Origin of the sequence: Micromonospora deserti (assembly GCF_003236335.1) — a bacterium.
Classification (GTDB): Bacteria; Actinomycetota; Actinomycetes; order Mycobacteriales; family Micromonosporaceae; genus Micromonospora; species Micromonospora deserti.
On the sequence record NZ_POUB01000271.1, the window covers coordinates 1 to 8,067 of the forward strand.

Annotated in this window: 6 protein-coding genes and 1 riboswitch; of the genes, 4 read left to right on the forward strand and 2 right to left on the reverse strand. The window is 74.7% G+C overall.

All coding sequences use genetic code 11. The features are described 5' to 3' along the window. Positions 1-169 precede the first annotated feature (169 nt). Complete coding sequence (locus C1I99_RS26430) at positions 170-2,338, reverse strand: heavy metal translocating P-type ATPase (protein ID WP_438941449.1); 2,169 nt, start codon at positions 2,336-2,338, stop codon at positions 170-172. Between the two features lie 330 nt (positions 2,339-2,668). Here C1I99_RS26430 and C1I99_RS26435 point away from each other — a divergent pair, with 330 nt between their 5' ends. Both C1I99_RS26435 and C1I99_RS26440 read left to right on the forward strand, forming a co-directional pair. Then, positions 2,669-4,021, forward strand: a complete 1,353-nt coding sequence (locus C1I99_RS26435; protein WP_111136900.1) for a YibE/F family protein — start codon at positions 2,669-2,671, stop codon at positions 4,019-4,021. 166 nt (positions 4,022-4,187) lie between these two features. Beyond that, positions 4,188-4,318, forward strand: a riboswitch (cyclic di-AMP (ydaO/yuaA leader). Positions 4,319-4,322: 4 nt separating this feature from the next. Beyond that, positions 4,323-5,339, forward strand: a complete 1,017-nt coding sequence (locus C1I99_RS26440; protein ID WP_111136901.1) for a coiled-coil domain-containing protein — start codon at positions 4,323-4,325, stop codon at positions 5,337-5,339. Between the two features lie 99 nt (positions 5,340-5,438). Here C1I99_RS26440 and C1I99_RS26445 read toward each other — a convergent pair whose 3' ends face one another. Continuing rightward, positions 5,439-6,170: a carbonic anhydrase gene (locus tag C1I99_RS26445; RefSeq protein WP_111136902.1), complete on the reverse strand. Its 732-nt coding sequence runs from the start codon at positions 6,168-6,170 to the stop codon at positions 5,439-5,441. Positions 6,171-6,498: 328 nt separating this feature from the next. Between C1I99_RS26445 and C1I99_RS26450 the strand changes: the two genes are divergently transcribed. Then, positions 6,499-6,834: a helix-turn-helix transcriptional regulator gene (locus C1I99_RS26450; protein ID WP_111136903.1), complete on the forward strand. Its 336-nt coding sequence runs from the start codon at positions 6,499-6,501 to the stop codon at positions 6,832-6,834. Positions 6,835-6,939: 105 nt separating this feature from the next. Further along, positions 6,940-8,067: type VII secretion-associated serine protease mycosin (mycP, locus tag C1I99_RS26455; protein WP_111136904.1), on the forward strand; the 1,128-nt coding region annotated here is incomplete at its 3' end.

An 8,067-nucleotide genomic window follows, 5' to 3' on the forward strand; every position in this document is an offset into this window, starting at 1 on the left:
CCGCACGGGGGTGGGGTGGGCGACGTGAGTGGTGGCGGCGGTGTGGCCGGGCGAGTGGGTGCCGTGGCCGAGGGTGTGCATCGCGGCCAGGCCGAACAGCGTGCCGAGGAGCAGCAGCAGCTGGCTCCACCGCTGCACCGCCACCGCCACCGTCCGCACGTCGCCCACGCTAGCGGGCCGACCGGTCCGCCCGTGCCGCCCCGCCGGAACCGGCCGCCGGCCCGCCGGGCCCGGGGCCGGCCGAGGGCGGGGTGCGCCCGGTGGGATCGGCGGGGTTGAGCCGTACCCGGCGCAGTAGCTGAGCGTTGAGGGCCACCACGATGGTGGAGGCGGACATCAGCACCGCCGCGAACGCCGGGCTCAACGCGAGCCCCGCCCACGCCAGCGCCCCGGCCGCCAGCGGCAGCGCGATCACGTTGTAGCCGGCCGCCCAGCCCAGGTTCTGCAGCATCTTCCGGTACGAGGCGCGGGAGAGCCGGATCACGCTGGTGACGCCGCGCGGATCGGACGAGGCGAGCACCACGCCGGCCGACTCGATCGCCACGTCGGTACCCGCTCCGATGGCGATGCCGACATCCGCCCTGGCCAGCGCCGGCGCGTCGTTCACCCCGTCACCGACCATCGCGACCGTCAGCCCCCGCCGCTGCAACTCGGTGACCTTGCCGTCCTTGTCCGCCGGCAACACCTCGGCGAAGACCTCGTCGACGCCGGGGACGAAGCCGAGGTCAGCGGCGACCGCCTCGGCGACCGGCCGGGCGTCCCCGGTGATCATGGCGATGGTCCGCACCCCCTCGGCGCGCAGCTCGGCGATCGCCTCCCGCGCCTCCGGGCGCACCTCGTCGGTGAGGGCGAGGGCGCCGAGCACGGAGTCGGGCGGCCGGACCAGGTAGAGCACCACCGCGCCCCGCGCCGACCAGCGGCCCGTCGCCGGCTCCAGCTCCGCCGGGAGCCGTACGCCCAGCTCGCGCAGCAGCGCCGGCCCGCCGACGGCGTACTCCTGCCCGGCGATGGCGGCCCGGACGCCACGGCCCGGCAGGGAGCGGAAGCCGGCCGCCGCGGCGGGGCCGCCCCGCGCGCCGGCGGCGGCGACGATCGCCCGGGCCAACGGGTGCTCGCTGTCGGACTCCACCCCAGCGGCGAGGCGCAACACCTCGTCCTCGCCGGTGCCGGGCGCCGCCACGACGTCGGTGACCACATGCTCACCCCGGGTCAGGGTGCCGGTCTTGTCGAACAGCACCACGTCGACCGTCCGCATGCGTTCCAACGCCAGCCGGTCCTTCACCAGGATGCCGGACCTCGCGGCCAGCGCGGTGGAGAGCGCGACCACCAGGGGGATGGCCAGGCCCAGCGCGTGCGGGCAGGCGATCACCAGGACGGTCACCGTACGGATCACCGCGTCGTCGGCGCTCCCCAGGGCAGCCCAGACCACCACGGTGCCCACAGCGGTGGCGGTGGCGACGTAGAACAGGCCGGCGGCGAACCGGTCGGCCAGCGCCTGTGCGCGCCCGCCGGACTGCTGGGCCTGCGCGACCATGCGCTGGATCCCGGCGAGGGTGGTCTCCTCACCGAGGGCTTCAACGCGGACCCGGATCGCGGAGTCGGTGGCGACGGTGCCGGCGACCACACGGTCCCCGACCGACCGGGCGACGGGGCGGGACTCCCCGGTGATCATCGACTCGTCCAGCTCGGCGCCGCCCTCGGTGATCCGCCCGTCCGCCGGAACCCGGCCGCCCGGCCGGACCAGCACCACGTCACCGACCCGCAGCTCGGCCACCGGGATCCGCTCCACCGCGCCGTCCGCCACCACCCGTTCGGCGTCGTCGGGCAGCAGCGCGGCCAGCGCGGCGAGCGCGCCCCGTGCCTGCCCGACCGCCTTCATCTCCTGCCAGTGCCCGAGCAGCATGATGGTGACCAGGGCGGCCAGCTCCCACCAGAAGTCCAGGTTGAAGACGCCGGCGCTGGTCGCCAGCGAGGTGACGTAGGCGACGGTGATCGCCATGGCGACGAGCAGCATCATCCCGGGCGCCCGGTCACGCACCTCCCGTACCGCCCCGACCAGGAACGGCCAGCCGCCCCACCAGAACACCACCGAGCCGAGCACCGGCCCGACCAGCGAGCGGCCGGGGAAGGCCAGCTCGTAGCCGAACCAGTCCATCACCATGTGGCTGGTCGCCACCACGGGCACGGTCAGCAGCAGGCAGAGCCAGAACCGGCGGCGGAACATCTCCGGGTCGTGCCCCGCGTGCTTGTCGTGCTGGTCGTGCTGGTCGTGCATCCCGTGCCCGCCGGGCATGCCCGATCCGGAGTCGTGCCCGGACGGTGGCGGGTGTGCGGCCATGCCCCCAACATGCCCGCTCGGCCCGGTGCGCGTGGGCCAACCCGCGAGGTCGACCGCCCCGACACCCCCTCGCGACCTGCGCCCGGATGCCGGGATGGCTACCATTCGGCCGATGGCCCTCTGGATCCCGCAACACCCGGCCCCGCGTCCGCCACCGGGCGCCGGTGCTGGCCCGCACGGCCAGGGCGGGCCGGCACCGGCCCTGGCGGTACGTGGTCATCCCACCGCTCCCGGCGGATCCGCCGGGACCGCGGAGGCGGCCACGCGGCAGCGCTGAACCGATCGGCCCGCCGACACGTACCCCGCCCTGGATTCGTTGGGAGACACTCAATGGGCGCCGACCACACCCGTCCCGCTCCGTCCGCCCCGCCCGGGGTGCGGCGGATCCTCGTCGCGACGGTGGTCCCCCTCTTCGTCGCCACCGTGATCGCCGCCCTGGTGCTCTGGCCCTGGGACAGCCCGGAGACCGATCCGGGCACCGAACCGCCGCGCCACCACGGCACCGTGACCCGGGTGGTGACCGAGCCCTGCCCACCGGCGCCGGAGACCCCCGAGGGCACACCCGGGGCGGCGGGGGGGCCGTGCGGCACCGTCACCGTGCGGGTGGACGACGGCCCGGACGCCGGCCAACAGGTGGAGACACCGGTGCCGGACGGGCCCGGCGCACCCACCGTCGCGGTCGGCGACGAGATCATCCTGGTCGAGCTGACCGACCCGGCCGACCCGTCGGCCAGCACCTACAACATCGCCGAGCACCAGCGCGGCAAGCCACTGGTCTGGCTGGTGGTGCTCTTCGCCGCCGCCATCGTCGCGTTCGGGCGGTGGCGCGGGCTGGCCGCGCTGGCCGGGCTGGCCGCGAGCTTCGCCGTCCTGCTGGCCTTCGTGCTGCCCGGGATCAGCGCCGGCCAGCCACCGCTGCTGGTCGCGGTCGTCGGCGCCGCGCTGATCATGTTCGTGGTGCTGTACCTGACGCACGGAGTCACCGCACAGACCTCGGTGGCCGTGCTCGGCACGCTGGGCAGCCTGGTGCTGACCGGGCTCCTGGGCACGATCGCCACCGCCGCCACCCACCTGACCGGGTACGGCAGCGAGGACGCCACCACGCTGTCGATGTTCCAGGCCGACGTCGACCTGCACGGGCTGCTGCTGGCCGGAATCATCATCGGCTCGCTCGGCGTGCTCGACGACGTCACGGTCACCCAGGCGGCCACGGTCACCGAGCTGGCGCACGCCAACCCGGAGCTGTCCCGCCGGCAGCTCTACCGGGCCGCGACCCGGGTCGGGCGGGCACACATCGCCTCGACGGTGAACACCATCGTGCTCGCGTACGCGGGCGCCTCGCTGCCGGTGCTGCTCCTGCTCACCGCCGACTCCCGGGCGGTGACCCAGATCCTGACCAGTGAGTTCCTGGCCCAGGAGATCGTCCGTAGCGCGGTCGCCACGCTGGGCCTGATCGCCGCGGTGCCGCTGACCACCGGTCTGGCGGCCGTGGTGACCACCGCCGGCCGGCGCCGCGCAGCCCCCGCCGACGCCGACGCGACGCCCGCCCCGCCGGTCCCCCGGCCGGCGCCGGACCGGGCCGAGGCGCTGGAGGCGCTGAGCGCGCCGCGCGCCGGAAACACGTCCCCCGCCACTCCAGACGGTTGGCCCGACCGAGACAGGAGCACGGACGCCGCATGGTGAGACTCCTCAGCGTGACCGATCAGGACGTCCCGCCTGATAAACGCGTCACTGGTCACCCTCCGCCGTTACGAAATAACGCATTTAGTCGGCTTTGGGACGTAGATCCGTGGGACCGCTCTCGGGTAACCTCGCTGCCGGTCACCGCCGAAGGCGCGCAGCGGCGCCTGCGGTGCCGCCGCCCAATCGCCGCCAGGCGAGCCGGGGAACCAGGTACCCGGGGTGAATCCGCGACAGCGGTAGGGGCCACTTCCGTCCCGAACCCGTCAGCTAACCCGGTCGGCGGTCGACGGAAGGGAACACTGTGACGGCACCCCTACGCCACTGGTTGACTCCTGTGGTGGCCGTGTTCGCCGCCCTGGGCGTCTTCGCCGGGCCCCTCCCGGCGGCGGCCGCCCCCACTCCCCCCAAGCCCTCCGGGCACGAGGACGGCGACTCGAAGCTGATCACGGACGTCATCGAGTCGACCAACCGGAACTACTCGCAGGCCAAGTCCCGGCTGGAGAAGTCCAAGAAGCGCCAGCTCGAACTCGCGCTGGAGGTCGAGCGGGCCCAGGCCGACCTGGACGCGCTGGCGCCGCAGGTGGCGCAGATCGCCGCCCAGTCGTACCGGACCGGGCGGATCGGCGTGGTCTCGATGCTGCTGGACACCAACACCCCCGACTCGTTCGTGCGACGCGCCGCCGCGCTCGACGAGCTCAACATGGTCAACTCCAAGAAGCTCGCCGAGGTCAACGCGGTGAAGACCCGCGCCGAGCAGGCCAAGCTGGCACTCGACGCCGAGGTCCGGGAGCAGCAGAAGCAGACCAACCTGATGGCCAAGAACAAGCGCGACGCGGAGAGGGCGCTGTCGCTGGTCGGTGGGCTCGGCTTCACCGGCGGCCTGGTGTCGGCCACCTCGCCGGTCGCCCGGGTCGCTCCCGGCCGCACCTCCGACGGCGACTGGAAGCCCGAGTCGTGCAGCGAGAACGACCCCACCACCTCGGGCTGCATCACGCCGCGCACGCTGCACATGTACAAGGAGGTCAAGCGGGCCGGCTTCAACCGGTTCGTCGGCTGCTACCGGCCGGGTGGGCCGTGGGAGCACCCCAAGGGCCGGGCCTGCGACTGGTCGTTGCAGAACAGCGGCTTCAGCCCGTGGCACAACAGGGACACCCGGATGTACGGCAACAACCTCGCCGCCTTCCTGATCCGCAACGCCGACCGGCTCGGCATCTACTACGTGATCTGGAACCGGCAGATCTGGTTCCCGGCCACCGGCTGGAAGTCCTACAGCGGCCCGTCGAACCACACTGATCACGTACACGTGTCACTGCTGTAGACGACCCTCGACGGCATCCGGGCCGCCCCGCCGCAGCGGGGCGGCCCGGCGCGTTTCCGCCCGGCCGCTGAGGGCGTGCGGGTGGCGGCGGGGCCGGTGTCAGGCGGCCGCGCCGAGCGCCCGGTCCAGCCCGTCGGTCGCGCTCACGGCACCGGCCGGCACCGCGGCCACCGTCCGCACCTCACCGGCGGCCAGGCGGTACGACATGCCGACCACGGCGCAGCGCCCGGCCGCCACCTCGGCGGCCAGCGCGGCGGAGCTGTCCAGCATCGACTCGACGGTCTGCGCGATGTGCACGTCGACGATCTGGTCGAGGTCGTCCACCCCCTCGGCCGCGGCCCGCTGCAGGCTGGGCAGCACGGCATCCACCACGGCGCGCAGGTGCCCCCCGGGTGCGGTGCCGGTCGCGGCCGCCGTCCGGGCCGCCTGCACGGCGCCGCAGGAGTCGTGCCCGAGCACCACCACCAGCGGCGTGCCGAGGACGGTCACCGCGTACTCGACACTGCCCAGCACCTCGGGACCGAGGATGTGGCCCGCGGTGCGGACCACGAAGAGATCGCCGAGGCCACGGTCGAAGATGATCTCGGCGGCGAGCCGGGAGTCGGAGCAGCCGACGATCACCGCGAAGGGGTGCTGCCCGTCGGCCACCGCGGCCCGGCGTTCGGCGTCCTGATTGGGGTGGTGCGGAGCGCCGGCGACGAACCGCCGGTTGCCGGCGTGCAACTCGGCGAACGCCCGCGTTGGAGTGGTCGGCGCGCCGTCGGTGGCGGCCGGCCGGCCGGGCTCTGGCTCGGGGCCCGGCTGGGCGCCGGGCGATCCGGGGCGACTCATCCCCTCACCTCGTCCCTCACGTGAACGACCTGGTCGACCCGGGCCTGCGCTGGTCGCGGGCTGCCACCACGGTCACACGCACCGGAAGGTACGTCAAGGTATGCGTGATATGCCTTTCATGTATCGCCGACCGCTTGCGCCCGGACCGACCGGCACCCCGACCCGGCCGAGGCGGCAGTCCCGGCCAGTTCCCTCGACCCGGGCGGACGTGCCGGCCCGGCCAGCGCCCGGGTGCGCCCGGCGCGGTTCCCGGGCACCCGCCCGACTGCGACCCGGCACTCCGCCGGGCGGCGAGGGTGTGGCGGACTACCGGACGGCGGGCCATACGATGTCGGGCATGGCGACGACTGGGGAGAAGGGGAGCACCCGGAACTGGACGTTCCTCACCAACCACGCACACGTGCTGCTCGCCATCGCCCGCGACCCCACCGCCCGGCTCCGCGACGTCGCCGGCGAGGTGGGCGTGACGGAACGCGCCGCCCAGGCGATCGTCGCCGACCTGGAGGCGGGCGGCTACCTGCGGCGCACCCGGGTGGGCCGGCGCAACGAGTACACGCTCAACCCGGCCGGGCGGTTCCGCCACCCGGCCGAGGCGGACCGCCAGGTCGGCGCCCTGCTCGCCCTCTTCGCCGACGAGCCCGCGGAACCCGCCGAACGGCCCTGACCACACACCGCCGCCCACCCCGGCACCCTGCGCATCCGGCGAGGGGGCCCGCGCTGGCCGAGGCGGCACCCCGCGCCGTAACGGGTCGACGGTAGTCTCACCGACGTGCGCGAGAGCTTCCGACCGGGCGGGACCGGGCCGGCCCGCCGCCCGCGACGCGGGGTCCGGGCGGTCCTCTGTGGAGCCGTCGCCGTCCTGCTCGGCACCGCCGTCGTTCCCCCGTCACCGGCCTCGGCGGCACCCCGCTGCGGCCCGGCCGGCGCGTCCGGGCCCACCGAGACGCCGTGGTCGCTCCGCCGGCTGGAACCGGCGGCGGCCTGGCGGCTCTCCCGTGGGGCCGGCGTCACGGTGGCGGTGATCGATTCGGGCGTCTCAGCCACCCATCCGGTGCTGAAGGGCCAGGTCCGGCAGGGGCGGGACTTCAGCGGCCTGGCGCAACAGCAGGGCCAGTGCGACCTCGTTGGGCACGGCACGATCGTCGCCGGCATCATCGCCGGCCGGGAGGGCACCGGCGTACCGTTCAGCGGCATCGCACCGCAGGCCAAGATCCTTCCGATCCGGGTACTGCCCGACACCAGGACCACCATCGACGAGGCCCTGCCCGGGCAGATCGCCGCGGCGATCCGTTGGGCGGTGGACAACGGGGCCGACGTGGTCAACCTGTCGCTGGTGACATTGGACCGCCCGCAGCTCGCCGACGCGGTCCGCCACGCCCTGGCCGAGGGGGTGGTCGTGGTGGCCGCCGCCGGCAACCGGCAGGAAAACCAGCAGGACCGCCCGGCGTACCCGGCGGCCTACCCGGGGGTCATCGCGGTCGCCGGAGTGGACGAGCAGGGCGGCCACGTGGGCAGCTCGGTGGTCGGTGACTACGTCGACATCGCGGCGCCCGGGCTCAACATCGTCGGCCCGGCGCCCGGCGGCGAGGGTTACCTCGCCGAACCCCAGGGCGGCACCAGCTTCGCCGCCGCGTACGTCTCGGGGGTGGTCGCGCTGGTCCGGGCCACGCACCCGGACCTGAGCCCGGAGCAGGTTGCCGACCGGCTGGCCCGGACGGCGGACAGCCCACCGGAGGGGCACAACGCCGAGGTGGGCCACGGCGTGGTGAACCCGTACCGGGCGGTGGCGACGCTGCTCGGCACCCGGACCGACCCGCCGCCCGGGGCGCTGCCCGCCCCGCCGCCCACCCGGGACCCGCTGGCCTGGCAGCGCACGGTGGCGGTGTGGACGGCGGGG

What these genes read in the sequence shown, in the direction of transcription:
- C1I99_RS26445 (WP_111136902.1), bottom strand. Translation starts at nt 6,170, where the DNA reads ATGAGTCGCCCCGGATCGCCCGGCGCCCAGCCGGGCCCCGAGCCAGAG.
- C1I99_RS26435 (WP_111136900.1), top strand. Translation starts at nt 2,669, where the DNA reads ATGGGCGCCGACCACACCCGTCCCGCTCCGTCCGCCCCGCCCGGGGTG.
- C1I99_RS26430 (WP_438941449.1), bottom strand. Translation starts at nt 2,338, where the DNA reads ATGGCCGCACACCCGCCACCGTCCGGGCACGACTCCGGATCGGGCATG.
- C1I99_RS26450 (WP_111136903.1), top strand. Translation starts at nt 6,499, where the DNA reads ATGTCGGGCATGGCGACGACTGGGGAGAAGGGGAGCACCCGGAACTGG.